The sequence below is a fragment of the Paenibacillus sp. FSL E2-0190 genome, assembly GCF_037992965.1.
Lineage (GTDB): Bacteria > Bacillota > Bacilli > Paenibacillales > Paenibacillaceae > Paenibacillus_AQ > Paenibacillus_AQ odorifer.
Genome location: NZ_CP150306.1, coordinates 6,794,975 through 6,821,703 on the forward strand (window position 1 = coordinate 6,794,975; position 26,729 = coordinate 6,821,703).

The 26,729-nt window shown below is 44.6% G+C and carries 26 protein-coding genes and 1 riboswitch; of the genes, 7 read left to right on the forward strand and 19 right to left on the reverse strand.

The genetic code is table 11. The features are described 5' to 3' along the window. Window positions 1-54: 54 nt before the first annotated feature. From NST25_RS29860 to NST25_RS29885, 6 genes are all read right to left on the reverse strand, one after another. Entirely contained in the window at window positions 55-1,089 is a 1,035-nt protein-coding gene (locus NST25_RS29860; RefSeq protein WP_076181893.1) for a sugar diacid recognition domain-containing protein, read from the reverse strand. Between the two features lie 108 nt (window positions 1,090-1,197). Next, entirely contained in the window at window positions 1,198-2,349 is a 1,152-nt protein-coding gene (locus tag NST25_RS29865; protein ID WP_076222377.1) for a glycerate kinase, read from the reverse strand. A 33-nt stretch (window positions 2,350-2,382) separates the two neighbouring features. Further along, window positions 2,383-3,681, reverse strand: a complete 1,299-nt coding sequence (locus tag NST25_RS29870) for an SLC13 family permease (protein WP_339188904.1) — start codon at window positions 3,679-3,681, stop codon at window positions 2,383-2,385. A 211-nt stretch (window positions 3,682-3,892) separates the two neighbouring features. After that, on the reverse strand, window positions 3,893-5,212 hold the full coding sequence (locus NST25_RS29875; protein WP_036682206.1) for a nucleobase:cation symporter-2 family protein: 1,320 nt from the start codon (window positions 5,210-5,212) through the stop codon (window positions 3,893-3,895). Further along, complete coding sequence (locus tag NST25_RS29880) at window positions 5,206-5,820, reverse strand: xanthine phosphoribosyltransferase (RefSeq protein WP_076181891.1); 615 nt, start codon at window positions 5,818-5,820, stop codon at window positions 5,206-5,208. Before NST25_RS29880 ends, NST25_RS29875 begins: the two co-directional genes overlap by 7 nt. Window positions 5,821-5,988: 168 nt before the next feature. Continuing rightward, window positions 5,989-6,092: riboswitch (purine riboswitch) on the reverse strand. Window positions 6,093-6,252: 160 nt separating this feature from the next. Next, a complete protein-coding gene (locus NST25_RS29885; protein WP_339188907.1) occupies window positions 6,253-7,200 on the reverse strand; it encodes a sugar-binding transcriptional regulator in 948 nt (315 codons plus the stop codon). A gap of 196 nt (window positions 7,201-7,396) precedes the next feature. On the opposite strand from NST25_RS29885, the gene NST25_RS29890 reads away from it, so the two are divergent. The 4 genes from NST25_RS29890 to NST25_RS29905 all read left to right on the forward strand — a co-directional run bounded on the left by NST25_RS29890 (window position 7,397) and on the right by NST25_RS29905 (window position 11,357). Continuing rightward, a complete protein-coding gene (locus NST25_RS29890) occupies window positions 7,397-8,365 on the forward strand; it encodes a Gfo/Idh/MocA family oxidoreductase (RefSeq protein WP_339188909.1) in 969 nt (322 codons plus the stop codon). Window positions 8,366-8,524: 159 nt separating this feature from the next. Beyond that, complete coding sequence (locus NST25_RS29895; protein WP_254847727.1) at window positions 8,525-9,037, forward strand: hypothetical protein; 513 nt, start codon at window positions 8,525-8,527, stop codon at window positions 9,035-9,037. Window positions 9,038-9,247: 210 nt separating this feature from the next. After that, window positions 9,248-10,456, forward strand: a complete 1,209-nt coding sequence (locus tag NST25_RS29900) for an MFS transporter (protein WP_076105088.1) — start codon at window positions 9,248-9,250, stop codon at window positions 10,454-10,456. Between the two features lie 58 nt (window positions 10,457-10,514). Next, window positions 10,515-11,357 carry an aldo/keto reductase gene (locus NST25_RS29905; RefSeq protein ID WP_340393097.1) on the forward strand — a complete coding sequence of 281 codons (843 nt, stop codon included), beginning with the start codon at window positions 10,515-10,517 and terminating at the stop codon, window positions 11,355-11,357. A 4-nt stretch (window positions 11,358-11,361) separates the two neighbouring features. Here NST25_RS29905 and NST25_RS29910 read toward each other — a convergent pair whose 3' ends face one another. The 4 genes from NST25_RS29910 to rlmN form a co-directional block, all read right to left on the reverse strand. Then, window positions 11,362-12,291 (reverse strand): AEC family transporter, encoded by a 930-nt coding sequence (locus NST25_RS29910; protein WP_339188912.1) that lies wholly within the window; start codon window positions 12,289-12,291, stop codon window positions 11,362-11,364. A gap of 156 nt (window positions 12,292-12,447) precedes the next feature. Continuing rightward, entirely contained in the window at window positions 12,448-12,927 is a 480-nt protein-coding gene (gene greA, locus NST25_RS29915; protein WP_036682220.1) for a transcription elongation factor GreA, read from the reverse strand. A gap of 222 nt (window positions 12,928-13,149) precedes the next feature. Further along, on the reverse strand, window positions 13,150-13,437 hold the full coding sequence (locus tag NST25_RS29920; RefSeq protein ID WP_036682221.1) for a DUF6509 family protein: 288 nt from the start codon (window positions 13,435-13,437) through the stop codon (window positions 13,150-13,152). Window positions 13,438-13,516: 79 nt separating this feature from the next. Continuing rightward, window positions 13,517-14,587, reverse strand: a complete 1,071-nt coding sequence (gene rlmN / locus NST25_RS29925; protein WP_076181880.1) for a 23S rRNA (adenine(2503)-C(2))-methyltransferase RlmN — start codon at window positions 14,585-14,587, stop codon at window positions 13,517-13,519. A 155-nt stretch (window positions 14,588-14,742) separates the two neighbouring features. Here rlmN and NST25_RS29930 point away from each other — a divergent pair, with 155 nt between their 5' ends. Next, window positions 14,743-15,801, forward strand: a complete 1,059-nt coding sequence (locus tag NST25_RS29930) for an endonuclease/exonuclease/phosphatase family protein (protein ID WP_076191625.1) — start codon at window positions 14,743-14,745, stop codon at window positions 15,799-15,801. Between the two features lie 16 nt (window positions 15,802-15,817). Here the strand turns inward: NST25_RS29930 and NST25_RS29935 are convergent, their stop codons facing one another. From NST25_RS29935 to NST25_RS29950, 4 genes are all read right to left on the reverse strand, one after another. After that, on the reverse strand, window positions 15,818-17,071 hold the full coding sequence (locus NST25_RS29935) for a polysaccharide deacetylase family protein (RefSeq protein WP_339188916.1): 1,254 nt from the start codon (window positions 17,069-17,071) through the stop codon (window positions 15,818-15,820). A gap of 5 nt (window positions 17,072-17,076) precedes the next feature. After that, window positions 17,077-17,799, reverse strand: coding sequence for a hypothetical protein (locus NST25_RS29940; protein ID WP_076181874.1), 723 nt, complete (start codon window positions 17,797-17,799; stop codon window positions 17,077-17,079). Between the two features lie 175 nt (window positions 17,800-17,974). Continuing rightward, window positions 17,975-18,640: a glycosyltransferase gene (locus tag NST25_RS29945; RefSeq protein WP_339188918.1), complete on the reverse strand. Its 666-nt coding sequence runs from the start codon at window positions 18,638-18,640 to the stop codon at window positions 17,975-17,977. Between the two features lie 134 nt (window positions 18,641-18,774). Continuing rightward, window positions 18,775-19,131 carry a nucleotide excision repair endonuclease gene (locus NST25_RS29950; protein WP_036682230.1) on the reverse strand — a complete coding sequence of 119 codons (357 nt, stop codon included), beginning with the start codon at window positions 19,129-19,131 and terminating at the stop codon, window positions 18,775-18,777. Between the two features lie 255 nt (window positions 19,132-19,386). Here NST25_RS29950 and NST25_RS29955 point away from each other — a divergent pair, with 255 nt between their 5' ends. After that, entirely contained in the window at window positions 19,387-20,877 is a 1,491-nt protein-coding gene (locus NST25_RS29955) for a peptide MFS transporter (RefSeq protein ID WP_076124120.1), read from the forward strand. Between the two features lie 67 nt (window positions 20,878-20,944). Here NST25_RS29955 and NST25_RS29960 read toward each other — a convergent pair whose 3' ends face one another. Together NST25_RS29960 and NST25_RS29965 are read right to left on the reverse strand one after the other, a co-directional pair. After that, on the reverse strand, window positions 20,945-22,360 hold the full coding sequence (locus NST25_RS29960) for a hypothetical protein (RefSeq protein ID WP_248548920.1): 1,416 nt from the start codon (window positions 22,358-22,360) through the stop codon (window positions 20,945-20,947). Window positions 22,361-22,523: 163 nt separating this feature from the next. Continuing rightward, a complete protein-coding gene (locus NST25_RS29965; RefSeq protein WP_038573803.1) occupies window positions 22,524-23,276 on the reverse strand; it encodes an SDR family NAD(P)-dependent oxidoreductase in 753 nt (250 codons plus the stop codon). A gap of 187 nt (window positions 23,277-23,463) precedes the next feature. Here NST25_RS29965 and NST25_RS29970 point away from each other — a divergent pair, with 187 nt between their 5' ends. Next, window positions 23,464-24,105 carry a helix-turn-helix domain-containing protein gene (locus tag NST25_RS29970; RefSeq protein ID WP_076181870.1) on the forward strand — a complete coding sequence of 214 codons (642 nt, stop codon included), beginning with the start codon at window positions 23,464-23,466 and terminating at the stop codon, window positions 24,103-24,105. Between the two features lie 124 nt (window positions 24,106-24,229). On the opposite strand, the gene NST25_RS29975 is transcribed toward NST25_RS29970, so the two are convergent. The 3 genes from NST25_RS29975 to NST25_RS29985 form a co-directional block, all read right to left on the reverse strand. Continuing rightward, a complete protein-coding gene (locus NST25_RS29975; protein ID WP_076307563.1) occupies window positions 24,230-25,351 on the reverse strand; it encodes a nitric oxide synthase oxygenase in 1,122 nt (373 codons plus the stop codon). A 139-nt stretch (window positions 25,352-25,490) separates the two neighbouring features. Further along, window positions 25,491-25,769, reverse strand: coding sequence for a hypothetical protein (locus tag NST25_RS29980; protein ID WP_038573810.1), 279 nt, complete (start codon window positions 25,767-25,769; stop codon window positions 25,491-25,493). Window positions 25,770-25,849: 80 nt separating this feature from the next. Then, window positions 25,850-26,671, reverse strand: coding sequence for a methyl-accepting chemotaxis protein (locus NST25_RS29985; protein WP_036682244.1), 822 nt, complete (start codon window positions 26,669-26,671; stop codon window positions 25,850-25,852). Window positions 26,672-26,729: the final 58 nt, after the last annotated feature.

Below are 26,729 nucleotides of genomic sequence, written 5' to 3' on the forward strand. Positions count from 1 at the left end.
ATCTAAGTTTATGCCTATAAAATCAGGATGGCAATTGGAATAGGGGGATTTAGACTACTTACGCCACATCAATCCGCACAACAATTCAAACAACTCCATGTAGTTGCGTGGATTTTTGCCCGTTAATGTATGAATGCGATTAAGCCGGTAGTTCAGTGTATTTCGGTGAATATTCAGCTTCTGTACAGTACGATTATGGTCCCCATTCTCAGCAATAAATACTTGCAGTGTTTCAATCAGGCCTGTCTTATCGCCCGACTGATCCAGTAGAGCATAAATCGTCCCGGGCCGTTCTGCCCCGTCATAGGAGAGATGAATTAAGAATCTTAGTTCTTCATAAGTGTACAGTATCTTGAGCGGGTCGACTCTACTACCAACACTAATCGCCGCCTGGGCCTGTTCAAGTGAATAAGCAGCTAACTCCTCTGCTTCGCCAGAACCTATTCGCCCCACATTCGCACATGAATTTAGTTTTCCTATGAGCTCTTTATAAAGAAAAACATCCGTTATAAAAAAAACCGCCTTATCATTCTCCAAATTCCAGTAATGTGGATAGGACCTAAATACATTTTTGAATTCTTTTCCGTTCACATCGCCTTCCACTAGGATCGCCCAGCATTTTTTCTTAAGATCAAGCCCATAGCTGCCCGCCCGTTCCAGAAACTCAAGATCATATGCTTCTTTACGATAAGACAATTCATGATAAAATTTCACACGTTTTACTCGCTCATCCTGTTCCAGCTTGTTCCTTGCTTCCTGCTCAATAAGTAATATAGTAGTGACTCTGACCAGCTTACTAAACGGCCTAACCTCATCTGGATGTCCCGTAATACCTACCACACCCAAAACTTTATGATCTATAATAATGGGTTCATTCACCCCCGGCTTCATGCCGCTGCCATCCTCGTACACTTCAAAGACATGCCCACTTTGAATGGCTATTCTCGCTCCCTCATGTAAGGTTCCGACCCGTTTCAGATCTCCGCTCCCCACAATAAAGCCGCTCTCATCCATAACATTAATGTTATAAGGAACTACGCTCATCATTTCTTGTGCTATTTGTCCTGCAAGTGATTTCGATATCTTCATGTCTGTACCTCCTGTCCCTTTATATTCTACTCAGAAAGCTTCTACCTTAAAAAAGAAAAAGGGGCTGACTCCGTTCAGTCAGCCCCTCTATCACTTTGTATAATTCAATCAGCTTCCTTGGTTCAACATGACTAACCTAGCCACATTCTCAGCCGTTCTTTCCAGATTCTCTTGCCCTTTATTCAAGGCATCCTCCAATGAAGCTGCACCTGGCATGATCCCAAAAATAGCATCAATCCCTTTATCATACAGCACTTCCGTCTGATCGCCGATCCGTCCCGCAAAAGCCAGCACAGGTTTATTATATTTCTTAGCTACCTCAGCAACGCCAAGCGGAGTCTTGCCATATTGGGTCTGGAAATCGATGCTTCCTTCCCCGGTCCACACCATGTCCGCCTGCTGCACTTTTTCTTCAAGTCCAGTATAGTCGATCACAAGCTCAATGCCTTTTTTTAATATTCCGTTTAAGAACACCACCAGTCCTGCCCCAAGGCCACCCGCTGCACCAGCACCAGGCATATCTATAATATCGAAACCCAATTGCTCTTTGATGACACTCGCATAATGATGCAGATTGCTGTCCAGCTGTTTGATCATATCCGAAGTAGCCCCTTTTTGCGGACCAAATACATTGGAGGCCCCGGTCGGACCACATAATGGATTCGTAACGTCGCAAGCCACTTCAACCTGTACTTCCTTAAGGCGAGGGTCAAATCCACTCAGATCAATACGGGCTAATCTGCCGAGCTCACCACCACCAAACAACAGCTCATTGCCTTCGGCATCCAGCAGCCTGCCGCCTAATGCCTGCACCATCCCGGCGCCTCCGTCATTGGTGGCACTGCCACCGATACCGATCAGCAGCTTGCTGACCCCACGATCCAGACATGCTTTGATTAATTGTCCTGTCCCGTAGGTGGTTGTAATCAACGGGTTACGTGTCTCAGGGGATACCAGCTGAATACCACTCGCACTAGCCATTTCCAGCACCCCTGTCAGCCCGTCTCCTGTGATTCCGTAGGATGCGCTAACTTCATTGCCCAGTGGCCCTTTAACTTTTGTTATATATACTGTACCTTCCGTTGCATCGACCAAGGACTGCATCGTTCCTTCGCCGCCATCTGCCATGGGTACATGAATACAAGTAATATTAGAATTTACTTTGTGAATGCCTTTTTCCATGGCTTCACAAGCTTCTTTGGCTGTCATGCTTTCCTTGAAAGAATCCGGTGCCAATACGATGACAAAGTCTTTATTCATAGAATATCCGTCCCTTCTAGTTGCAAATATAAATTATAGGATGAAGCCGTATAATATAGTGGCGACGATAGCCATCGTCAGACCCACGAGACTTTCATAAGGAATCAGTGACATCCGGTCCTTAATGTTCATCTTAACGGAATCAGCGGTCACGTGGAAGAAGTTACCGTGTGGCAGATGGTCAATAACTGTAGCCCCGGTGTGCACCATAATTGCTGCATTTAGCGGCGCTGTGCCCATCGAAAGAATAGCGGGACCAAATGATCCGGCAGCCACGATAGAAGCCGTAGAGGTTGATGCTGTAGCAGCCGCCATCAGGATCCCTGCAATTGGCGCAAGGAACGTTCCGGAAATCCCCATAGCCGTTATTGCATCTACAACAGTAGCACTCAAATCCGATTTCGAGATAATACCAGCGATAGCACCAGCACCAATCAGGATAATGGCTGTACCTGTCATTTTATTTAACCCTGAGGTTGTAAAAGAAATGATGTTCTTCGTTTGTTTCATAGCAATCAATCCAATAATGCCGGCAAGAGGCAAGATGATCATAGAATCGACTTTAAATGATTTCAGCAATTCAATATTTAGAATATTTCCGATTGGGTTAATGGCTAGAAGTAAAATAGCGAAAACTGGAGCGACGATGGCACGGCCAAAGCTAGGTTTAACCTTAGTACTGTCTTCCTCTTTAGTTACAACGTCGCCCTCTGCAATTTTCACACCTTTGTTGACCAGCAGATTAGCAATAATAACAGTGACAATCAGACCCGCAATGGCTGGGATGAATCCATGAATCATGACCTGAGCCAAATCTACATCAAAGCCTTTAGCTACGGCAATGGTGTTCGGGTTCGGTGAAATAATGTTACCGGCTTTACCGCCACCGACCAGTGCGAGCAGCAAAGCGGTTTTGGAAATGCCGATCTTCTTACCTACGGACAAAGCGATTGGAGCGACAATAATGATAGCGACTGTGATGAATACGCCTACCGCTGTAATAATCATAGTTGCCAGCGCTATAGATAATAACGCTTTCTTTTCGCCAAGCTTATCTACTATGGTCTCGGCCATTCGTTCGGCTGCCCCTGATTCAATCAATACCCCGGCCAGCACACCAGCTGCGAGAACACGTACAACTGCACCCATAACACTATTCGTTCCGTCGATGACATATTGTACTGTCTCTGCAATGGATGCCCCGCCTAATATTCCTCCGGCAATCGCGCCTAAAAAAAGTGCGTAGACCGGGTTAACCTTTTTGAAAATCAATACGACGGCCAGAATCAATCCCGCAATCGCGCCCATCCAGTTAATTACTGTGCCTTCCATCTCTAGTTGCCCCCTAGTATAAGAATTTGACACTATACAGTGTGTAATTTGATAACGCTTTCTAAACTGAGTATACTGCGCTTACAAACCCAATAATATTGACGGGACAACCTATTTTTTTGTGCATATGCACAAGCTCTGAGCATGAGAAAAAGACCAAGCTTAGGTTTCAGCACACCAGAGCTTGGTCTTTTAACATGAATTAGACGTATTAAGAAACTTGAGTTTCTTTCGTTAGAACAGGGGCAGCAGGATCTTCTGCCAGAACATTATCCTTTGTCTTGGAGAGGAAGATATTCAGCACAATCGCTGTAAGGGAACCGGATACGATACCGTTTTGCAGCAGCATCCGAGCGAATTCAGGCAATTGATCGAACATTGCAGGTACTGTTGCCGAACCCAATCCAACAGCGATACTACAAGCGGCAATCAGCAGATTACCATCCTTGCGCAGATCTACCTCTGACAGAATCGACATCCCGGAAACAGCAACCGATCCGAACATCACGATCATCGCTCCGCCCAGTACGGCATTGGGAATAACTGTTGTCAGAGCCGCCAATTTAGGCAGTAGTCCAAGCACAACCATAATCCCGCCGGCTGCAAAAATAACATTCCGAGTTTTGACCCGAGTCAGCGAGACCAGACCTACATTTTGCGAAAATGCTGTGTACGGAAATGCATTAAAGATCCCGCCCAGCATAATCGCCAAACCTTCCGAACGCAGCCCGTTTACGATCTGCTTTTGTTCCACTTTCTGATCCGTCACTTTACCAATCGCAAAGTAAACACCTGTGGACTCCACCATACTAACAATATTAACAATGATCATAGTGAAAATAGCCGTAAGATTGAACTGAGGCCATCCGAAGTAGAAAGGCTGTGCAACACTTACCCAAGAGGCTTCACCTACTGTAGAGAAACTAACAATGCCCATTCCATAAGCAATAATTGTACCCACTAAAAGACCTATCAAGACAGAGACCGAGCGAAGAAATCCTGTAGTAAAACGGTTAACCGCTAAAATGACCAGCAGCGTGATCAGTGCAAGCAACAAATTGCGGGGATTCCCAAAATCAGCGCTGCCTTCTCCGCCAGCTACGCTATTCATAGCTACAGGAATAAGAGATAACCCAATAATGGTCACGACTGAGCCCGTTACTATCGTTGGGAAAAACCTCAGTAGCTTCCCATAAAGGGGGGCCGCCAGTACCACGAATAAACCAGATAAAATAATTGCTCCGTACACCGTCGCCAAATTGTTGGCACTGCCGATAGCGATAATCGGCCCTACTGCCGTAAAGGTACATCCAAGAATAACCGGCAGCCTGCTGCCAAAATACTTAGTGCCCATAATCTGCAGCAAAGTAGCTAACCCGCAAGTAAACAAATCAGCTGCGATAAGATAGGCCATTTGGGTGGCATTCAGGTTCAGCGCGTTCCCTACGATCAGCGGAACAACAACTGCTCCGGCATACATCGCCAGTACATGCTGAAATCCTAACGCAAATACTTTTTTCTTGCTTAACATCTCGCACTCTCCTTGATTGGCTCTTTTGAACTTTCATTATCAATGAAGTGAATTTCACCTGGTGACATAGATGTAATCCGGGCTAAAGCATGGACTTCTATCCCTCTATCCTCGAGTAGACTCCGGCCTTCTTGGAAGCATTTTTCAATCACACAACCAACGCCAAGGAGTTCAGCGCCAGCCTCTTTCACGATATCAACCAGTCCAACAAGAGCAGCACCAGTAGCCAAAAAGTCATCTACAATAAGCACCTTATCACTTGGTCCGATATATTTTTGCGAGACACTAACCATATAATCCTCTTTGCGTGTAAAAGAATGTACCGGCGCGGAATAGACCGCTTCAGATAAGGTCACTGCTTTCTTTTTCTTCGCATATACAAACGGTACGCCTAAGGCGATGGCCGTAGCCATGGCAAATTGAATGCCACTCGCTTCAATAGTGATGATTTTAGTGATAGGCAAATGTCCGAACAACCGCTTGAACTCCTGTCCAATTTGTAAGGCAAGCTCCGTATCCACCTGATGATTCAGAAATGAATCTACCTTTAGTACCGTATCTGATAAAATAAGACCCTCTTGTCTGATGCGCTCTTGAAGTACCTTCATAGTAAACTTGATCTCTCCTTCTGAATTAAAAACAAAAAAAGGACAAATCCCTTGAGTCGTTTCTCTCAAGTGAATTTGTCCTTCTGGGTTTTTGTCCCTTAGTGGTGTAACACTGCATAGTGTCCGCATCGCTCGGTCCAGTCCTTCCATAGTCAGGAAGCGGAACCCTAGATGCGCTATTTCACTCATAGTCGGATAATTACATTGGTTATCCGGTAGAAACTTATGGGCCATATTCCCAAGATTATATGAGTTGACAAGCAAATATAAGGATAATGTATAATGTGAAACTTATATTTTTATAAATGTTCAATATGAATACCTTGTATATCTTACACGCTCTGTCTGGTGCTTACAAGCAAAATTTTAAGCAATTTGCATGCCATTTTCAGGTTATTTTCACGAAATTCAATTGTTTACATTTAGTAGTTACTACTCCAATATCTTCTGCGCTGTTTCTTGGGTCGTTACAAGTACATTCATATAACCCCCATTTAGTGCCCCAAGGATCCCCGTTACCTTCTCAAGTGACTCCGCTACACCAATTGAATACCGTGCTTGCTTAATTTGCTCCAGCTCAATGGTCAGTGTTCGATCCGATATTCCGGTATGCACGGGAATCCCGTTGCCATCATAGAATCGTGAACAGATATCACCAGCGACCTTTCCATTCTCCAGCTCAGCAATCACTGCATCACCATAAAAACCGCGCCACGCCTCTTCCCCTTTCATTTCCGGCGATCCGATGCCGAACACAGCGATATCCAGATGGTCCCACGCCTTGGCAATGGTCTGATAATACTGCGAATTCATCAGTTGATCTCTAGTTTCCTTTTGCTCCGTGATCGCTGGAACATCAATCATTAACGAGCGCGCACCCCATTTTAGAGCAGCTTGATAACAGATGTTATTTACATGGTACCCGCTCTCCATCTTTCCTGATGGGCCGCCGACCGTAGGTACACAGGTTACAAATGGTCTCTGGGCTTGTGTTAGGCTATCTACGACGGCAGCTAAGCTGCTTCCCCAAGAAAATCCAATCGTATCTTTCGGGAGAAGCACTTGCTCGAGCCATCTCGCACAGGCTTGTCCTATAGCTTTGCGTTTAATCGTGCTGGACTGTGCAGGATCTACCTCCACAACAACGGCTTCCCGTAGCCCGAACCGCTCCTTCAGCTCCTGCTCCAATGTAAAATGATCGCCAGTATCGTAATTAATAGTTATTGTAACGATCCCTTCTTCACGTACCCTCTTTAGCATCCTGCTGATGGTGGTACGATATATACCAAGTTGGCTGGAGATTTCACTCTGCGTTAAATTCTGTTCATAATACATTTGTGCTATTTTAATAAGCAGCTTCTTATCTTCTTTTCGATCCATGTTACAACGCCCCCGCGTATTCAACAGTTTGACGGATTTAGACCCCCCCGCTATACTGTAGACGATTGTTTTGCACATTTATTATTATATTGCACAAATGTGCTTAATATCAAAACTTTTATGAAGATGAATGGTTCAGATGGAATCAAGGTATCTCTAAATAAAAACAAAAAATCAAACAAGTGAGGTGCTGGAAATGAACCCTTTAAAGTGGGCAATTGTCGGTCCAGGAAGTATAGCTGCCGAATTTGCGACTGCGCTGAATGAAACGGGAGGAACGTTGTATGCGGTTGGGTCGCGAAGCTTGGAGAAAGCACAACAATTCGCTAATCAATATGGAGCCACGAAAGCTTATGGCAGTTACAGTGAAATGCTGCAAGATCCTGCAATTGATGTAGTGTACATCTCTACGCCACATAGCAATCATTATGAATACATCATTGAAAGCTTACAGAATAACAAACATGTTCTCTGCGAAAAAGCAATCACGGTGAACAGCAAACAACTTCAAGAAGTCACCCGACTTGCCGCTGAAAAGGATCTGGTTGTGGCCGAAGCTATGACCATCTACCATATGCCACTGTATAAGAAACTGCGGCAGCTCATTGATGACGGCATCATCGGGCGCCTCAAAATGGTGCAGGTCTCCTTTGGCAGCCATAAAGAATATGATGTGAACAACCGTTTCTTCAGCAAAGATCTGGCGGGCGGAGCACTGCTGGATATTGGGACATATGCGCTGTCCTTCACAAGATTCTTCCTGTCCAAACAGCCCCATGAGATTCTTACTACGGTAAAACAATTCGAGACAGGAGTGGACGAGCAATCCGGTATTATTCTTAACAATGCGGCAGATGAAATGGCGGTAATCTCCCTTACAATGCGCTCCAAAATGCCTAAACGGGGGGTGGTTGCAGGAGAGCTCGGATTTATTACCGTAGACAATTTCCCGCGGGCCAGCAAAGCCACCATTCAATATTTGGATGGCACAGTAGAGACGATTGAAGCTGGAGATACAGCCAAAGCTTTGCAATACGAGATTGAAGATATGCAGCGGTATATTGCAGATAAAAGCCATAAAGAGACCCTCAACCTCTCCTTGGATGTCATGGACATTATGAGCAATGTCCGGGAGCAATGGGGGATCAAATATAGCTTTGAATAAATAAACCGTTTAGTAGGCAGCTAACTTAGGCAAATGATTGTTTTTCGAGGTAGATCGCCCGTATTCATCACTTATTCCCCCCATCTGCATTAATGTTAATGAAGTCAAAGTATGGGAGAGTGAATATGGGTGGCCTATAAAAGAGACCGGATCGTTGTCATTATTCAAAAAGGAAAACGGCGCATAATTACAAGGACCCCACTCCACGGAGTGGACAGATTAGTCTTTGTCATCAACAATCAATATACGAACGCCCCCAACACTACACAAATTGCAAGCGGTGCAGGGCGCAGCAGCGCAAGCGGCAATAATGCCGCCATTGCTTCTCCCTATACACGCCAACAACAAAGTGTCGGCGCAGGCGGCGATGCGACTAACCTAGGCAGTGGGGGCAACAAACGCGGCAAAGCTAAACCCCTCTTATTATATCCGTATCGCAAAGAAGTTGTGGTCGTTATCAATACCCAGACGGTTAAACTGCCTAAACGGAGCCAGAATGCCTCCGCAACTCAGGTAGCAAGCGGAGGCGGAACGTTCAGCACCGGTGGAACAAACTCCGCTATTGAAAGCCCAGGAACAAGACAGCAGCAGGCGGTTGGTGGAGGATCGGGTGGGCACGCCACTAACAAAGGCACAACTAAACGGCGCCACCTTAAACAACGGTCTCGTTAACCCTATTGGGACTATATAACAAGCATAGCAAAAAAGCATGGACAAACCTGACGAGATCAGGGTGCCCATGCTTTTTGCGGTTTGGCGAGTTGCGCTATAGGTACTTTTTAGTACCTATAGCACTTTAAAGTACGTACTATACTAAATGGACAGATCTCTTCATAATAGCACTTACCGGCCGGTGATTAACACAGCGTAGGAGTGAAAGAAATGTCCTTAGATAAAAAAAGAAGCACCTTGGCGCTCTTAGCTCTAGCCATTAGTGCCTTTGCGATTGGTACCACTGAGTTTATCAGTGTGGGGCTGCTGCCTTTAATCGCCACGGATCTGCATATACCGGTAACCACAGCCGGGTTGACCGTTACTTTATACGCTTTAGGAGTAACTTTTGGCGCACCCATCTTAACGTCGCTAACCACGTCGATATCGCGCAAAACCTTACTGCTAAGCATTATGATCGTCTTTATTATCGGCAATAGTCTTGCGGCGGCTGCGGACGGAATTACATTGCTGTTAATCGCGAGAGTAATTTCCGCTCTGGCCCATGGCTTGTTCATGTCGATTGCTTCGACTATTGCCGCCGACCTCGTGCCTGAGGATCGTAAGGCCAGTGCCATTGCCATCATGTTCACTGGACTTACAGTAGCTACTGTTACTGGCGTTCCGCTAGGTACGTTCCTTGGCCAACAACTCGGCTGGCGTGCTGCATTTGTTGCTATTATTGCTATCGGGCTTATAGCACTCATCGGCAATCTGATCCTTGTTCCTTCATCCGGGCTGCGCAAAGGTACCCATACACCCCTTCGTGAGCAAGTTAAGCTGGTCACCAATGGGCGTTTACTGCTTGCCTTCGCGATTACGGCTTTGGGCTATGGGGGCACATTTGTAGTCTTTACTTATTTATCGCCCCTTCTGCATGAGATCAGCGGCTTCAAAGAGAATACAGTCGCCGTAATCTTGCTTGTATACGGCATTGCGATTGCCATCGGGAACGTGATTGGAGGTAAAGCCGCCAACCGCAAACCGATGAATGCTCTATTCTATATGTTTGCAGTCCAAGCTGTCGTCTTATTTGTCTTAGCTTTTACCGCACCTTACAAGGTTGCCGCACTGATTACGATCTTCTTTATGGGACTGTTAGCTTTCATGAACGTGCCCGGCTTGCAAGTACATGTCGTTACGCTTGCAGATCGATATGCGCCAAGTGCACGAGATGTAGCTTCTGCATTAAATATTGCTGCTTTTAACGCTGGTATTGCCATTGGTGCGTACCTTGGCGGCATCGTCACAGATCATATGGGACTGATTCATACCACTTGGGTAGGTGCCATCATGGTTCTGTCCGCTGTATTACTAACGGCATGGAGCCGTGCTCTGGAGAAGAAAGATGAGGCTCCTCTCCAGACTAAAGCTGCTTAAAGAGCAGTCCATTAACAACCCAAACAAACTTTTAAATATCTTAGGAGGTTACTTTATTATGGCTCAACATCTACAGGATACAACTACATTACACAACGGTATAAATATGCCTTGGCTAGGGCTTGGCGTATTTAAAGTGGAAGAAGGCGCAGAACTGATACAAGCGATCAAATCCGCTATTAGACACGGTTACCGCAGCATTGACACTGCCGCAATTTATGAGAATGAAACAGGCGTGGGACAAGCCATCCAAGAGGCTCTGCAAGAGAACAGCTTGTCCAGAGAAGAGCTTTTCGTAACCTCAAAGGTCTGGACCGCAGATATGGGCTACGAAGAAACCATTGCCGCCTACGAGACTAGCTTAGCTAAACTCGGACTTGAATACCTGGATCTGTACCTTATTCACTGGCCTGTAAAAGGAAAATATAAAGAGTCTTGGAGAGCGCTTGAAATGTTGTATAAAGAGGGCCGGGTAAAAGCCATTGGGGTCAGCAACTTCCAGATTCACCATCTTGAAGATGTACTGAAGGATGCTGAAATTAAGCCGATGGTCAATCAAGTTGAATTACATCCTTATTTGAATCAGCAAGAGCTGCTCGACTTCTGCAAAGAGCAAGGAATCCAATTAGAAGCTTGGTCTCCGTTAATGCAAGGTCAATTGTTCGATCAGCCTGTACTGAAACAAATTGCCGTCAAACATGACAAATCCGTCGCTCAGGTTATTGTCCGTTGGGACCTGCAACGGGGGATTATCACCATTCCTAAGTCTACTAAAGAACACCGGATCATCGAAAATGTAGACGTGTTTGATTTCAAATTATCTGACGAGGATATGACTCTAATTAACTCTCTCAACCAAGATCAGCGGGTAGGTCCAGACCCAGATCATTTTGATTTCTAAGGGATTACGCACCTTGCACTAACACTATAAGCACCGGCAACACGAGAAACGAAGCAAGCGTCGTCCACAAAATACATTTGGATACCAGCTCCGGTGAGGCATTAAAACGCTCGGCTAGCACGACGGCGTTGACGGCAACTGGCATAGAAGCCAAAATCAGCAGCACAGAGAACAAGGTTCCGGTAATTTGCAGGATCGATAATCCGAGGTAAGCCACTAGCGGCGCTAAGATTAATCGAATCCACAGCCCAGTCCAAAAAGTAGACTGACCCTTGCGTGCGGATGGCATGTTTCTCACTTTAACCATCTGTGCGCCAAGGATCGCCAGTACCACCGGTGAATATCCTCCAGCTACCAAGGCAACCCCTGTAGCCACCTCTGCAGGCAAATGCAGGCCAAAGATACGGAGAAGAAGGGCCAACAGAGCTGCGTAAATGGCAGGAAGTGAAAAGACCGATTTTACTGCATTTTTTACCGAGAACTGAGATCTTGCTGCAAAATAAACACCTATCGTATTCACGATAATCATCTGTCCGATCACATATACAGAGGCCTTATCGAGACCAAGCTGTCCGAAAGCTAGCAACACCAGCGGAAGTCCATAATTCACGCTATTCGTAAACGTTGAAATCAAGGTCAGACCGGATACTTCGGATGGATCTAGCTTCAATAATTTGCCGACTATATTCGCAATCGCCCATAAGAAGATTAGATTTAGAAGCGAAAAGGCGAGCGTCTTATAAATATCATTCATGGATATCTCGGCAGTAGCCAATGTATTTAAAATAATTGCCGGCGTTAAAAAGTATAGATAAAGCGTCAATAACGGCTTCGTATCCAGATTCTTAAACCGCCCAAGTAGCGCACCCACGATCACAGGAATGGACAAAGGCACGATGACTTGGTATAACGTCGATAACACACTTTGGATCATGAATAGAACTCCTCTGCTGTAGGTTACTTCAAACTATAAGCGCAACAGCACAGAACGTCTAAGATATGAAATCAATATACCTCATAGCCAAAACCTATCATACCAGCAAAAAAGCTCCCAACCCTTACAAAGGGTTGGGAGCTTTTCGGTATATTGTTACATCATTTTGATCTCAAGCAACTCATATTTAATGATGCCCATCGGTGCATTTACACTAACAATATCGCCGACCTTTTTACCCAGCAATTCCTTGCCTAGCGGGCTTTCATAGGAAATCTTGTTATTAAGAACATCTGCCTCAGCAGCTCCAACAATTCTATATTCGATCTTCTCCGAATATTCGATGTCATTCAGAATAACAATACAACCCATACTAACCTTTGACAGATCCATTTGGCTCTCATCCACGATCTTGGCTTTGGTCAACATTTTCTCCAGAATCATAATACGAGTCTCCATGAACGATTGATCGTCCTTGGCCGAATGGTACTCACTATTTTCCTTCAAGTCTCCATAGCTGATCGCCAATTTAAGCCGTGCGGCCAATTCCTTACGCCCTGCGCCTTTCAATTCCTTCAGCTCTTCCTCTAATTGAGCCAACCCTTCTTTGGTCAAGAACACTTCTTCATTAGACATGTATACAACTCCTATTTTGGATGCTTTATAATATTTTAACCGATATATCCCAAACTTGCGAAAGATCTTACAAGAAGAAACAACATTGTCGTCCTTAAAGGACGACAACCGTTTCTCATAGAAATATAAAGATACTTTAAAGTACAAAACATATAAATGCTTATATTTTAAAAAAATCCCTGCCACAATTGGACATTGGGCAAGGAGGTCAATGCTGCTTAATTATTCTGGCAAATGCTCTTTACAAAAAAGGAGTAACGCTTCTTCCTCGTCCTCTTCCATATCGAAATCGAGCAGTTGACCTGAAGTTGTCTCCTGTAGATCATAACTTACGATGCTGACTTGATCTTCATCCACCTTAATAATCGCTCTAGCGGATACTCCGTTCTCTACATACAGCTCATCATCCTCTGGAACGTCCAGTTGAACGACAAATTCATACCGTTTACCGGTTAGTATACCGAAAGGATCTTTTACATTCTCCACATTGTAGCCCGTAAATGTCAACATAACTCAATCAACCTCTTTTCCTAATACCTGCCACGTCATTGTATCACAAAAAGTAACATATTGTTGTCGAGGTAGTCCGTCAAGCCATGGCTTTGGATTTCTTGATTTGTTTGCTTCGCAGCTGTCCGCAGGCAGCATCAATATCCACACCATGCTCCAGACGAGTGCTTACGCTGACACCCTGCTTCTTCAAGGTATCAAAAAAGGCCCGCACCGTCTCCCGCTCGCTTCTTTGATATTGGCTGTGTTCATCCACCGGGTTATAAGGAATCAAATTCACATTGACGAGCGGGCGTCGATCGCCAATCAGCTCGGCCAGTTCAAGCGCATGCTCTCTGCCGTCGTTTACATCCTTCATCAGAATGTATTCCAGAGTAATTCTCCGCTTGGTTTTCTCCAAATAATAATCTATAGACTCCATTAGCTTCTCTATTGGAATGGCCTTGTTAATCTTCATGATCTGTGTCCGCAGTTCATTATTAGGGGCATGCAAAGAAACCGCCAGGTTCACCTGCGTATTCGCATCCGCAAATTCAACGATTTTGTTAGCCAATCCGCTCGTTGATACGGTAATCCCTCTACCCGCAATTGCTAGTCCCTTGTGATCTTTGACAATCGCCAGGAAATCGAGCAGGTTCTTGAAGTTATCGAATGGCTCGCCAATGCCCATCACTACGACGTGACTGACCTTTTGATCCAGGTTCGCCGTATCCAGATGCTGCTGGACCTTCATAATCTGCTCCACAATCTCTCCGCTGGAGAGATCCCGGCTCTTCGCCAATAGCCCACTTGCACAGAAGCTGCAGCCGATATTGCAGCCCACTTGCGTGGTTACACATACAGACAAGCCGTATTTCTGTCTCATAAGCACGGTCTCGATCAGGTTGCCATCCTTTAGGCGGAACAGGAACTTAATCGTCCCATCCGCAGATTCCTGCTTCACATGTTCTTCCAAGGTATGAATGACAAAATTCTGCTCTAATAATTCTACACAATCTTTATTTACATCGAGCATTTCCGAAAAGTCTGTAATCCGCTTCCGATAAAGCCAATCCCAGACCTGCGTAGCCCGAAACTTTTTATGTCCACGTTCTAACAGCCATGCCGCCAGTTGATCAAAAGTTAATCCATAAATGGATTCTATATTCATTCGTTATCCTCTTTTCAAAACGTTAAAGTTCAGAACATCACTACCCATTGTCTCAAATTTTTTTTATTAAAACAAGGGGAGTTATTGGGTTGTGTCGAAGTTTACACCATTAAAGTCTGTTCTATGAACATGTATCTAAGGAGCGATGGAATCATATGGGTTCAACAAGAATAAAAGCAATCAGCCTCACCCTTCTAGCTGCCGTTCTAATCCTTGGCGGTTTTTTAGTGTATATTACTCTCACTGACTATAAACCACAGGAGATTACTACACTTACTGTAAACAATAATCCGCAGCAAGTAATGAAGCAGGGAGAGTCCTTTTCTGTAACTACCTTTAATATTGGCTACGCCGGGTTGGATAAAGGCCAAGATTTCTTTATGGATGGCGGAACAAAGTCACGCTCAAGCAGTAGGGAACAAACGAAGATAAACCTTGAGGCCGTAGCGTCCCTTATGACAGTTACAGACTCGGACCTGTTCATGCTGCAGGAGGTCGACATCGATTCTTCCCGTAGCAACGGTATAGATGAAGTCTCTTACTTGTCGAATAAGTTCGCTGATTACAGCAATGTTTTCGCGACCAACTACAAGGTACCTTGGGTACCGCTTCCTGTTCTTGATCCGATGGGCTCGGTGAACAGCGGTTTATTAACTTTATCCCGTTTTAACAGCACAAGTAATATTAGATATGATCTCCCGGGCAAAGAAACCTGGCCTCGCCAACAGTTTGATCTCGACCGTGCTTTTGTGGAGAGCAGATTCCCCGTTGATAATGGAAAAGAACTGATTCTAGTCAATCTTCATTTATCAGCCTTTGACCAAGGCGGAACGATTCGCAAACAGCAATTGGAGTATTTATCGGCTTATATCAAGAAGGAGAATGACAAAGGGAACTACCTCATCTTAGGGGGAGATTGGAACCATTCCCTTCCGGGTACAGCTCCTGATGCTTTCGAGACAACGCAGGATTGGCCGCAATGGCTGCAAGAATTCCCTGAACATTTTCAACAGGGCTTTCAGTGGGCTGTAGATGCCAAGGTACCCTCCGTCCGGACGCTCGATGTTGCCTATTCAGAAGGTGTGAATTTCCGCGCAGTGATTGATGGCTTTCTAGTCTCACCAAACGTCAGCATAAGCGGCGTACAGGGTCATGAGTTATCCTTCGAACACAGTGATCACAACCCTGTAACAGCCACTTTTATTCTGCAATAACATGGATTCTCTGATTCTATTTAAAAACAACAAATTTTAGGTTTTTCTCTTGGAAATACTTAATGATAGCGGGCAAAGCTTCTACAGTAATCTTCTTTTCGTGAAATAGATAGACTCCGCCGGACGGATCGGCATGATGAACATATTGAAGAATATCCTCTGGGTTCTTGACGTTCCAATCCTCGGGATCACGATTCCACAATAATACCTTCATCTGCTGTTCCGTCACCTTGGCGGTTAACTTGTCATTGATCGCCCCATATGGCGGCCGAAAAATAGTAATCGGTGATTGTGTAATTTCCTCCAGCGCCTGATTAGTCTTCGCCAAGTTATTCCGGTTCTCCTCAACGCCATTAGCAGTCATTTTGCTATGATCCCACGAATGACTCCCAACCGACATCTTATGCTCATTAGCATACCTAACGGCTTCCGCATTATGAGCTACCTTATTCCCAATGAATAAAAAGGTGGCAGCCACCTTATGTTCTACTAGAATATCTACGATCTCTTTCGTATACTTTGACGGTCCATCATCAAATGACAAGGCAACATAACCCTTTGGCAAACTATACAAAAATTCATTCTCGGTTAATTCATACTTTTCGTACGGTAATGTCTGTTCTTGAGGAGGGACTGAAGGTTCTGGTGTAGGCTCGGCTTGCTGATTATGAACCGATATCGTCTGCGCAAGGGTAACGAACGGTACCGAAAGTAATGGCTCAGAGTCGGCCCCTAATACGGGTTCCTCCAGCGCTTCAGCACTATCTACGAGTTGTCCATCCATTCGCAGAGGTAACACAAATATCAAACAAGCGAACATAAGACACAGCAGTGCAACCAGTCCAATTCGTTTGGTCTTCTTTCTGCTTATCCTATGCCCTGGTTCTGTAGAGGGAAGCATGGTCTGAACTACCCTCTCCTCTTCTGCTTGAGGATAGTCCTGCTGCTTTAATTGAAGAAGTTGGGTTACATAATTTTCAGAACAGGCAAAATACAATGTTTCGCTGTAAGCTCTGTTCATTATAATCAGCGTGCTGTAGTAACTATTCCGAAACGGATCCCACTTCGGATACAGCGACAATCTCATTCTCCCTCCGGAAAAGGGACCTAGCGCCTTCAATTGTTCGTATGTAAATTCATCTATGGTGAGCTTGCTTCTTGTGTACCCAACATTACGGGTTAGACCTACCTCAATCTGATAACCGGCCTGTTCATGCTCAAGCGACAGTAACTCAATCATTAGAATGGTGTCCGGTTCCTTAAATGCCATGAATCCTATGTATCTCCGTTTCCATCGTTTCGATCCGTCAGACTACTGCCACTCCCAAAAGGAACCGTCATCCGATTGGTGAAATCGCTGATCATACCCGAGAGATACGCCTTTTCTTGGCGAATCGTATCGTACTTTTGTTTTAGATGTGCATTCTCAATCTCAACCCGTCCGATTTTCTCTTCCAGATCATTCATCTTTTTGAGTTTCTCTGCATGGGCTTCGTTATGTTTTTGAATCAGATTTACATATTTTTGCTGCTCCAGCTCAATGGTACTCTTCAATTCCTCAATCTCAGCTGTGAGCGTAGTTTGAAGCTCCCGGTAATCCTCCAGCACTTGATCGACCTTCAAATTTCTCTCAATCAACTTATGCTCAAGCTCGCGGACATTCTTTTCTCTTTCCTCAATAACCTTATTGAGGTTCTTCATATCCCGGTTTAAGCGCTCCACATGACTGCTGGAATGGGTTAACCGATCCTGAAGCTCATTAATATTGGTCTCCGCATGTTGTCTGGCCTGAATAATCTGCTCCACGGAGAAGATCAAATCGAGTGATTTTTTATCAAGCTGAGCTTTGCCTGTAGTAACCAATCCAGCTATAGTCTCGTCTGAGGTCTTTTCTTCTATTTCTTCGACCTGTTCATCTAATAATTGTACCTTTTGAACCATATCCGACTTGGATTGCTTATCCACTGAATCTTTCTTTTTAAAAAAGGGGGAAATCATCGATTTTATCACCTCAATTATAAAAAAATGTCAAAAAATGTCGAGTGCCCACGAGTCTATTATAGTTTACTTATCTTGTATGTAAGTGAGCCTTTATATCTAACTTTCTGAAATGCACCTAAAGACCTATTCTCTTCTGCAAAATAAAAAAAGCACCCCTTCGGGTGCTTTGATTTCAATTGAATTTATCGGGAAATTGTTTGATCAATCCCTCGGTTAAGATATCTGCGAACATGATCATATGCTCCAGCCCTTTATCAAATGCGGCAATTTCGGCATCCCAATCCTTTTTAACTCTAGCTGTCACGTCATCAGTAATCAATTCCAGATGTTCATGAAGCATTTCCTTTAATTGTTCATAAGAATATTTGGGGTTCTGGCTACTAAGAAACTTGGCAATGTCATCAGCGTTGGCATACCACTCTTTATTGTATTTTTCCACATCGGCCTGATTTTCAGCCTTTACAGCACCTAGAACTTTTCCGGCAATAAGAATATGCTCCCGCAATAATTGAGCCAGCTTATCTCCAACTGCCTCACCGTAATACGGTTTAAAGACATCCCCTATGTCCTGCTGATTCTGTAACAGCCTTGCCAGTACCTTATCCTTGTCCTCAGAATCTGCAAAGGCGCTAACAATGTAGTTCTTTGTCCATACCACATGATCGATCCATAACTTCCTAAGATTATCCTTAAGCTCAATTACGGAGGGGGTTAAGCATTGCTTGTGGGAGCTCTTTTTCTCTTTAGCTGCTGCAGCATCGGCAATTGTAGGTGTAACACTTACAACCAGAAACATACACAATAAGGTTAGCTTCAACATCAAATACTTATTTTTCAATATGACCTATCTCCTTGTGAACAGTGATGGATTTGAATATCTTGTATATTGTGCACCTTTACTTCCATTTCATTCGCAACTATTCTCAGAACACAAAAAAGCACCATCACGTGGACGGTGCCTGGGTCTTACTTTTATCTAAACATCACTTTATCTACGTTGTATTTAGATTTCAGTTCATTAATGATATAGGTTTCATAGATCTCTCTATGAACTGGACTTTCGATCAAACACACATCAATTCTGGTGACCTCGTCCCGATGTTGCTTGATGTCAGATACGGTGTCTTCAAAATGTTTTTTAATTCTTGGTCTTAGCTTTCTCGCTTTACCTACAAACAACAACTCATCCTGATCATTGTAGAACATAAAGATACCGCCGTAATCTCTCGGAATCAGGTGAAAGTCCGTAAATCCGTAAATATTGCTTAACTGCGGGTTAATTTGTTTAGTAATACTAACATCCGCTTTTGGAATCGTTATGTTGATCATTAGCTCACGTCCTCTTTCTATATAGGAGTAAATAGTATCATAAATCGCTAAGTAAGACCATTCAATCTGGCGCAGTCAAATAAATACAATAAAAGCAAGTTCGATTGATCTAATGGAAATATCACTAAAAATTATGGCATTATTCAAAACCTTCCTGCCCAAGGGTTGCGGTCTTAGACAGTAGAGGATTATAAATAAAATAGAGGCGTTTGCATCATGATATATAGATATTTGTCATCTAGGAGGATTTGATTCATGGCAGTAACAGACCGGCAAAAAATAGTAGATAGCGTCCCGCAAAAGGGTTTCTTCGGACATCCTAAGGGACTTTTCACCCTTTTCTTCACAGAATTTTGGGAGCGTTTCTCTTATTATGGCATGCGAGCTATCCTTGTCTACTACATGTATTATGAAGTGAGCCAAGGCGGTCTCGGATTACCTGAAGATATGGCACTTTCTATTATGTCTATCTATGGATCGCTTGTATATATGTCAGGGATCATCGGAGGCTGGCTTGCGGATCGGCTCCTCGGGACTTCGAGGGCTGTTTTCTACGGCGGCGTTTTAATCATGTTCGGGCATATACTACTGGCTATTCCAGGCAATACCACATTGTTTTTTGCTTCGATGGTTTTAATCGTACTCGGAACGGGTCTACTGAAACCCAATGTTTCAAGTATTGTCGGCGAAATTTATAGCGAGCAGGATAACCGCCGTGACGCTGCCTTCAGCATTTTTTATATGGGCATCAACCTGGGAGGATTTCTCTCCCCACTAATTGTTGGCGCAGTAGGCATGAATAATTTCCATCTAGGTTTCTCGATTGCCGCAGTCGGAATGTTTGTTGGACTAGTCGTTTATATTATGACTCGCACAAAAAATCTGGGTTTGGCCGGTACGATTGTACACAACCCTATTCCTGCAGATCAGAAGAAAAAAATCTTTACTTGGATTGGTGTAGGATTAGTTGTACTTGCGATTTTGATTACGATCGGCATTCTTACCGGAGTGCTTACCTTTGAAACATTAATAAAAATAGTAGGGGTATTAGGCTTACTTATTCCTACGATGTATTTCATTATGATGTACCGCAGTCCCAAAACAACAGCCGTTGAACGGTCAAGAATTCTCGCATACATTCCTTTATTTATCGCATCGATTATGTTCTGGGCGATTCAAGAGCAGACTTCCACAGTTCTAGCTAGTTTTGCTGATAAACGGACCCAATTGGATTTTGCAGGCTTACACATTTCTCCTGCTTGGTTCCAATCGCTTAACCCGCTGTTTATTATCACTCTTGCACCTATATTTGCCTGGTTGTGGTTAAAGCTTGGTAACCGTCAACCCTCGATTCCGCAAAAGTTCTCGCTTGGTTTATTGTTTGCCGGTTTATCCTTCCTGGTGATTCTAGTACCTGCTTATTTCGGTGGAGCTAATTCACTTGTGAATCCATTATGGCTGGTACTCAGCTATTTTATCATTGTAATCGGGGAGTTATGCTTGTCCCCTGTGGGCTTATCAGCAACGACCAAACTGGCACCGGCGGCTTTTACCGCTCAAATGATGAGTATGTGGTTCTTATCGAATGCCGCTGCCCAAGCAATTAATGCTCAGATTGTGAAGTTCTATACCCCGGATACCGAAATGATGTACTTTGGAGTAATTGGTGGAGTGGCCCTTATCCTTGCGCTTATCCTCTTCCTATTCTCTTCCAAAATTCAGAATTTCATGAAAGGGATACATTAAACACATCCAAAGGCTGCCCGAGATCTTCTCGGCAGCCTTTTTTTGGTTTCCTATAGTTATCCAGCCTCTACACCAGAAACATGGCGACAATCGTCGTGACTACCAGCCCAATGAGTACAGGCTTAACATTCCGTCTCGCCAGCTCAAAGGGGCTTACTCCGCAAATAGCGGCCGCCGGAATCAATGCCCACGGAATCAGCGTGCCTCCACCTACCCAAATTGCAGCTACCTGACCCAGCGCAGTTAAAGTCGCCGCATCGGAATGTGTGGCCACCGCAAACAATTTCCCAATAGACCCGGCAAGTGAAATGCCCGAGAACCCTGAACCATCTAGGCCTGTAATGGCTCCGGTTATAGTTGCGGTCACAGCACCCACTGCGCCGTTCAGAGGAACGTTATGAGCTAGAGCGACCCCTAGATCATTTACAATCCCCTGAGATGCGGCAGGCAGCACTTTGCCGAATAATTCGGCAAACGCCGAATCCCCCAGATAAAAAAAAGCGGCAATCGGTATCACAGGACCAAATACTTTGAAGCCAAACGTAAGTCCATCAATCAGATAAGAGGTTACTTGCTCCAATCCTTTATTACGATGTGCCAACAAGGTTACTACAACCAGAATGAATACCGCAGTACCACCAACTAAGGCAGTTGCGTCTCCACCCTGCAAATCGAGCAGGAACATGCCTGCTACATCGGCTAAAAACAGGATGGGAATGGCGATTGCCAGCAATTTTTTCAATGCTGGATGAATCACCGCTGGATCTTCTGCCGTATCATTCTCTGCAGATAACGCACTCACGGCACTTTTCCCGGCAATAAGCCCGTCTCGCCAAGTTCCCTTCTTCTGATCTCTGCGCATCATCCAGTACGCCGTTATCGTAGTCACCACGCCCATAACAATTACAAGCGGAACACTCGCCTCCATGACACTGGTCACTGGAAGTCCGGCCGCATCTGCTGTTAGTTTAGGTGCACCTTGGATAATGTAATCACCTGAGAGCGCAATCCCGTGGCCAAATAAATTCATTGCCATCGCCGCTCCAAGAGCCGGCAGTCCCACTCGAATGGCAACCGGCAGCAGCACAACCCCGATCAAGGCCACTGCGGGTGAAGGCCAGAAGAACCATGAGGTGACCATCATAATCAGACCGATTCCCCAAAAGGCTATGAACGGTGTGCGCAAAAAGCGGGTAAGTGGAGCAACCATGATCTCGTTAATCCCCGTGCGTGTTAATACCCGGCTCATGGCTACTATGATCGAAATAATCATGATTGTACCCATTAGCTCCTTGGTTGCATATACAAAAGAGTTGAATACACCTGTGACTGAACCACTGACGGTTTCCGTGGCTAACCACCCAAGTACAAAGATGCCCGCAATACAGATCATCGTTGTGTCCCGTCTCTTGATCAGAAGTGCCATTATAAATACGATAAATGCCAGATATACATAATGGAGCGCTGTTAACTGGATGCCCATCTCTGCACCACACCCTTCTCCTACTATCCGAGTGCTATATGGTATGCAGGGGTGTAGGCTAATGTTCAGTAGAAATGGGCCTAAAACAGCAAAAGAAGCCGTCCCGCGCGTAGAGAAAATCTACGTATGGGACGGCTTCTTAATGTTTCTTAATTAGAGATTATTATTTAGCTACAACTCCGCCATCAACCGGCAGCTCAACACCTGTAATGTAAGAAGCTTCATCAGAAGCCAAGAACAATACAGCTTCAGCTACTTCAGAAGCACGTCCAACACGTGGCAGCGCAGTCTGAGACATAAAGAAGCTATGCATTTTTTCGTTATTTACAAATTCAGCACTCATTGGGGTTTCGATAAATCCTGGGTGAACAGAGTTCACACGAATGTTATCTTTACCAAAGTCTACAGCCGCTGCTTTACTAAGCATACGAACTGCACCTTTTGAAGCTGTATAAGCACCAGCACCGCTGCTGCCAGTCAAACCTGCGATGGATGAAATATTAACGATGGAACCACCTTTATTATTCTTCATTTGAGGAACAACATGCTTCATGCCAAGGAATACGCTGCTCACGTTGATGTTCATTACTTTGTTCCATTGATCAACAGTGGATTCGAGCAATTGAACCGGGAATGAGATCCCTGCATTGTTTACCAAAATGTCGATTTTCCCGAACTTGCTAATCACATCTTCTACAACCTTGATCCAGTCTTCTTCGGAAGCCACATTATGTGCATAAGCTGCTGCTTGACCACCATTTGCTTCAATTTCCTTCACAACTGCTTGTACGGCAGCCTCGTTAATATCAGTGGCTACAACTGTAGCACCTTCTTTGGACAATAAAAGGGCTTCTTCACGGCCCATGCCGCTGCCTGCACCTGTAATAATTGCTACTTTATTAGTTAGACGATTCATAATTAGGTCTCCTCTATAATCGTATTGTGATATAATATTTGAGTGATGATAGTCACACTATCACTGTGATATACATCATATCATTTTTACAAAAGAACTACAACCACTCCTTGCTTAATCCAATAAACGGTGGATATAATACTAATAATTGAAAACCCCAATCAAAAAATGGAAGGGTCTAGCCCTCATGAATCCTAAAACACGATACGAAAAAGAAAGATCCGATGGTAAGCAGCAACGATTAATTACGATCCTCGAATCCGCAGAACGAGTATTATCACAAAAAGGAATCGAAAAGTCGACGATGCAAGATGTCGCAAGCGAAGCCAATATCGGGATTGCGACGTTATTTCGCTATTTTCCCAGAAAAGAAAAACTCGTAGTGGCTGTAGCCACCCGAATGCTGGAGCCTATGCTCGATCATTTTAAATACGTAGCGGACTTGCCCCTTACTTGTCTTGAACAAATCGAGAAATTATTTGATTTCTTTATTCAGGATCAAAATCATCTAAGTATTATTTTTATGGTCAATTTCGAAAGCTACGCCTCACACTCAAGTGAACCTATTGAGGATGTTCTGAGCTTCAATGCACTCAACCGCAAAATTTGGCATGAATACTCCAGGATCATTCAAAATGGGGTAGAAGACGGCTCTATTCGTGCGGGTCTCCCCGTAAAAGAAACCTTAATTACGCTCATGAATAGCTTTGCCCTCTTTTCCAGAAAACTAACGATGAAAAAAAACATTCTCCTGCTGGAATCGGATCTAGACTCCGACGATCAGCTTGAGCTGCTTAAACAAATTTTTCTGGATCATTTAAAAGCCTAAAAAGCGCCAGTTTCCTTAGGAGGGGAACTTGGCGCTTTTTCTATAGTCAAAACAAAAAGAGACATTTCCAAGGAAATTGCCTCTATCCAGATTCAAGTTGCGACCTATATACTGCCTTCGTTAGCTAGTGAAATGGGCAGGTTGCGACGGGTGATTGTTGATAAAGAAAACGAGGGCTGAAATCATATTCTTTTAACGTACGATCATGCCAAATCGGTGTAGACGAGGGTGACATAGGCGGAATCAACCAGGACCAGCGCCCTGAGACTTGGCGCCCCTGCTCGTTCTCCTGTTGCTGGAATCGAACAAATTGATCTGCTGCTGTATGGTGATCCACGATGCTGACACCTGCTTGCTTGAAGGAATGCAGCACTGCGCGATTCAGCTCAAGAAGCGCCCTATCCTTCCAAAGCGTTGTGTTGCTGGAGCGATCCAGTCCCATCACATCAGCTATAGCTGGCAAAGTGTTGTATCGTCCGGTATCCCCCAAGTTACGCGAGCCGATTTCAGTCTCCATGTACCAACCGTTAAAAGGAGCAGCCGTGTACAGAATACCGCCAATTTCCAACTGCATGTCCGCGATGATGGGTACAGAATACCAACGAAGCTGAAGTTCAGCAAAACGTTCAATTTCAGGATGTGTTAACGGTACCTCCTGAATGAAGTGATCAGGAATAGGGAAAACGTAGGGATGCCCGTTGCCAATACTTATCACTAACGGCAACACATCATAATCGCCACCCGTTCCTTGCCAACCTAGTTGCTGGCACATTTTTGTGAATTCATCCGATGCCGGATCGCCTGCACGTCCGTGTTCTTCATCGCCAGGATAACCGGCATAACGAATCAATTGGTGGTTCCAGATCCGAATCCGCTGATTCGGATCTTCTCCGCTGCGGAAGACCGTGATGAGTGAACGAATACGTCCTCCGTTGTTCGCCTTTTCCAGATGTCGCAGCAACGCTTCAGCAACTTGTTCCTCAGTCTCTGCTTGGCGTTCATCGATTAGCTCAATGGATTGCCAAAAAAGACGCCCAATGCAGCGGCTATTATGGCGCCAGGCCATTCTTGCACCATGCGCTAATTCTTCCGTTGTATGTGTGTAACTGCCTGATTGGTTAATTTCCTCATGTACGGCTAGGATGCGATGATCCGTCTCGGCTTCAGACTTGTCTAGTTCAGCGTAACATTGTCGAATGAAAGCTTCCGCCTGCCGGGTTAATTCTTCGATGTGCTTGCCATTCATATCCCTTATCCCCCATCTAAACCCTTGCTTAAACTCTCAATCCAGTATAACATCCCTCTTCCTATGCCACATCTTTCAGGGAAAAGCGCATAAGAACAACCCGTGAAGCTTGGAGCTTCACAGGTTGTGGCAGGAACATTTAGCGCTCTGAACGTTTCCCTTGCTTATTCAATGAGGCAAGTCTGCTCTTATCCTCGGTCAACAGTTCTTCAGCCAACTCCACACCTTGAGGACCTAGCCAGTCCTGAGCTTGCTGAATCGCCTGCTCAGTATGTGCCAGGCGGTTCTCAGCCTGTGCCAAAGTCTGTTCTGTTGGATGACTAAGTGCCTGAGAGACAGAGAAATGAAGCTTGCCCAAAGAATTTTTGGCTTGAGTTACATTGTCATTCGCTTGCAGACTGGAATCGGGTTGTTTCATAAATGAAATACGCTCCCTTCTGAAATGCGCCTGTTCTCTTCTAGCATGGTTTGGGTGAAGTCATCTTATGCATTCACTATCTACTGGATAATGGATTGCATAAAGGACGTCATTTCATTACTCGCTTTATTCAGGCGCTCAATGACTCCGCTGAATTCAGTGACCAATTCTGCTTGTGAGTGTGAAGAAGCAGAGATCGCTTCAATTTCTTGCTCCATTTGCTTAATGGACTTTTGAACATCACTCAGTGATTTTTCAATATTATGGGTTGCTTCTTTAGTGTTAACGGACAGTTTGCGTACTTCCGTAGCAACCACCCCAAAACCAGCCCCTTGCTCTCCTACACGAGCGGCTTCAATTGCCGCATTCAGCCCAAGCAGGTTCGTCTGCTCAGAAATCTCACGAATGAAGCCGGCAACCTTATTCACTTCTTGTGATTCCGTTACGGCTCTACGCGTATTATCTAATATTTGCTGCGAAGTAGCTGATAACTCCTGAGATTGGGCAGCTACGCTCTGCACCATCTCCATTAGATGACTGCTTATCTCATTAATCTCATCTGTGAATCCTTCAAGCTTATTCTCGTTCTCTAGTGTATAGGCAATGGCAAAAACCCCGATTACATCATCATCCGTTCCGTAGATAGGTACACATGTTGAGATTACAGGAGCTCCATAAATTTCTGCTGGGATTCGGTTAGAGCTTGCTATACCTTTCAGTCCATTTGAAAGCGACAGATCTTCAGGCGGGATAGGGTTACCCTTAACCAATCCGAGATCAATAACTTTACTTGGTGCGTAATAATGGAAGATCTCCCTGTCCGTGATTCCAATCATAATATCCTGCGAGTGAATCTTTTTGAAATAAGGTGCTGCGAGGACTAAGGCATCGATAATACTCATCTCTTCATCTCCCATATAAAAAAAATGTATATGTAGTTTTATCGTCACAATGGGTTAT

What these genes read in the sequence shown, in the direction of transcription:
- NST25_RS29965 (WP_038573803.1), bottom strand. Translation starts at nt 23,276, where the DNA reads ATGAATCGTCTAACTAATAAAGTAGCAATTATTACAGGTGCAGGCAGC.
- NST25_RS29905 (WP_340393097.1), top strand. Translation starts at nt 10,515, where the DNA reads ATGGCTCAACATCTACAGGATACAACTACATTACACAACGGTATAAAT.
- NST25_RS29935 (WP_339188916.1), bottom strand. Translation starts at nt 17,071, where the DNA reads ATGGCATTTAAGGAACCGGACACCATTCTAATGATTGAGTTACTGTCG.
- NST25_RS29985 (WP_036682244.1), bottom strand. Translation starts at nt 26,671, where the DNA reads ATGAGTATTATCGATGCCTTAGTCCTCGCAGCACCTTATTTCAAAAAG.
- NST25_RS29950 (WP_036682230.1), bottom strand. Translation starts at nt 19,131, where the DNA reads ATGATCAACATAACGATTCCAAAAGCGGATGTTAGTATTACTAAACAA.
- NST25_RS29910 (WP_339188912.1), bottom strand. Translation starts at nt 12,291, where the DNA reads ATGATCCAAAGTGTGTTATCGACGTTATACCAAGTCATCGTGCCTTTG.
- NST25_RS29940 (WP_076181874.1), bottom strand. Translation starts at nt 17,799, where the DNA reads ATGATTTCCCCCTTTTTTAAAAAGAAAGATTCAGTGGATAAGCAATCC.
- NST25_RS29870 (WP_339188904.1), bottom strand. Translation starts at nt 3,681, where the DNA reads ATGGAAGGCACAGTAATTAACTGGATGGGCGCGATTGCGGGATTGATT.
- NST25_RS29875 (WP_036682206.1), bottom strand. Translation starts at nt 5,212, where the DNA reads ATGTTAAGCAAGAAAAAAGTATTTGCGTTAGGATTTCAGCATGTACTG.
- NST25_RS29860 (WP_076181893.1), bottom strand. Translation starts at nt 1,089, where the DNA reads ATGAAGATATCGAAATCACTTGCAGGACAAATAGCACAAGAAATGATG.
- NST25_RS29955 (WP_076124120.1), top strand. Translation starts at nt 19,387, where the DNA reads ATGGCAGTAACAGACCGGCAAAAAATAGTAGATAGCGTCCCGCAAAAG.
- NST25_RS29970 (WP_076181870.1), top strand. Translation starts at nt 23,464, where the DNA reads ATGAATCCTAAAACACGATACGAAAAAGAAAGATCCGATGGTAAGCAG.
- rlmN (WP_076181880.1), bottom strand. Translation starts at nt 14,587, where the DNA reads ATGAATATAGAATCCATTTATGGATTAACTTTTGATCAACTGGCGGCA.
- NST25_RS29885 (WP_339188907.1), bottom strand. Translation starts at nt 7,200, where the DNA reads ATGGATCGAAAAGAAGATAAGAAGCTGCTTATTAAAATAGCACAAATG.
- NST25_RS29975 (WP_076307563.1), bottom strand. Translation starts at nt 25,351, where the DNA reads ATGAATGGCAAGCACATCGAAGAATTAACCCGGCAGGCGGAAGCTTTC.
- greA (WP_036682220.1), bottom strand. Translation starts at nt 12,927, where the DNA reads ATGTCTAATGAAGAAGTGTTCTTGACCAAAGAAGGGTTGGCTCAATTA.
- NST25_RS29930 (WP_076191625.1), top strand. Translation starts at nt 14,743, where the DNA reads ATGGGTTCAACAAGAATAAAAGCAATCAGCCTCACCCTTCTAGCTGCC.
- NST25_RS29865 (WP_076222377.1), bottom strand. Translation starts at nt 2,349, where the DNA reads ATGAATAAAGACTTTGTCATCGTATTGGCACCGGATTCTTTCAAGGAA.
- NST25_RS29980 (WP_038573810.1), bottom strand. Translation starts at nt 25,769, where the DNA reads ATGAAACAACCCGATTCCAGTCTGCAAGCGAATGACAATGTAACTCAA.
- NST25_RS29960 (WP_248548920.1), bottom strand. Translation starts at nt 22,360, where the DNA reads ATGGGCATCCAGTTAACAGCGCTCCATTATGTATATCTGGCATTTATC.
- NST25_RS29880 (WP_076181891.1), bottom strand. Translation starts at nt 5,820, where the DNA reads ATGAAGGTACTTCAAGAGCGCATCAGACAAGAGGGTCTTATTTTATCA.
- NST25_RS29900 (WP_076105088.1), top strand. Translation starts at nt 9,248, where the DNA reads ATGTCCTTAGATAAAAAAAGAAGCACCTTGGCGCTCTTAGCTCTAGCC.
- NST25_RS29920 (WP_036682221.1), bottom strand. Translation starts at nt 13,437, where the DNA reads ATGTTGACATTTACGGGCTACAATGTGGAGAATGTAAAAGATCCTTTC.
- NST25_RS29890 (WP_339188909.1), top strand. Translation starts at nt 7,397, where the DNA reads ATGAACCCTTTAAAGTGGGCAATTGTCGGTCCAGGAAGTATAGCTGCC.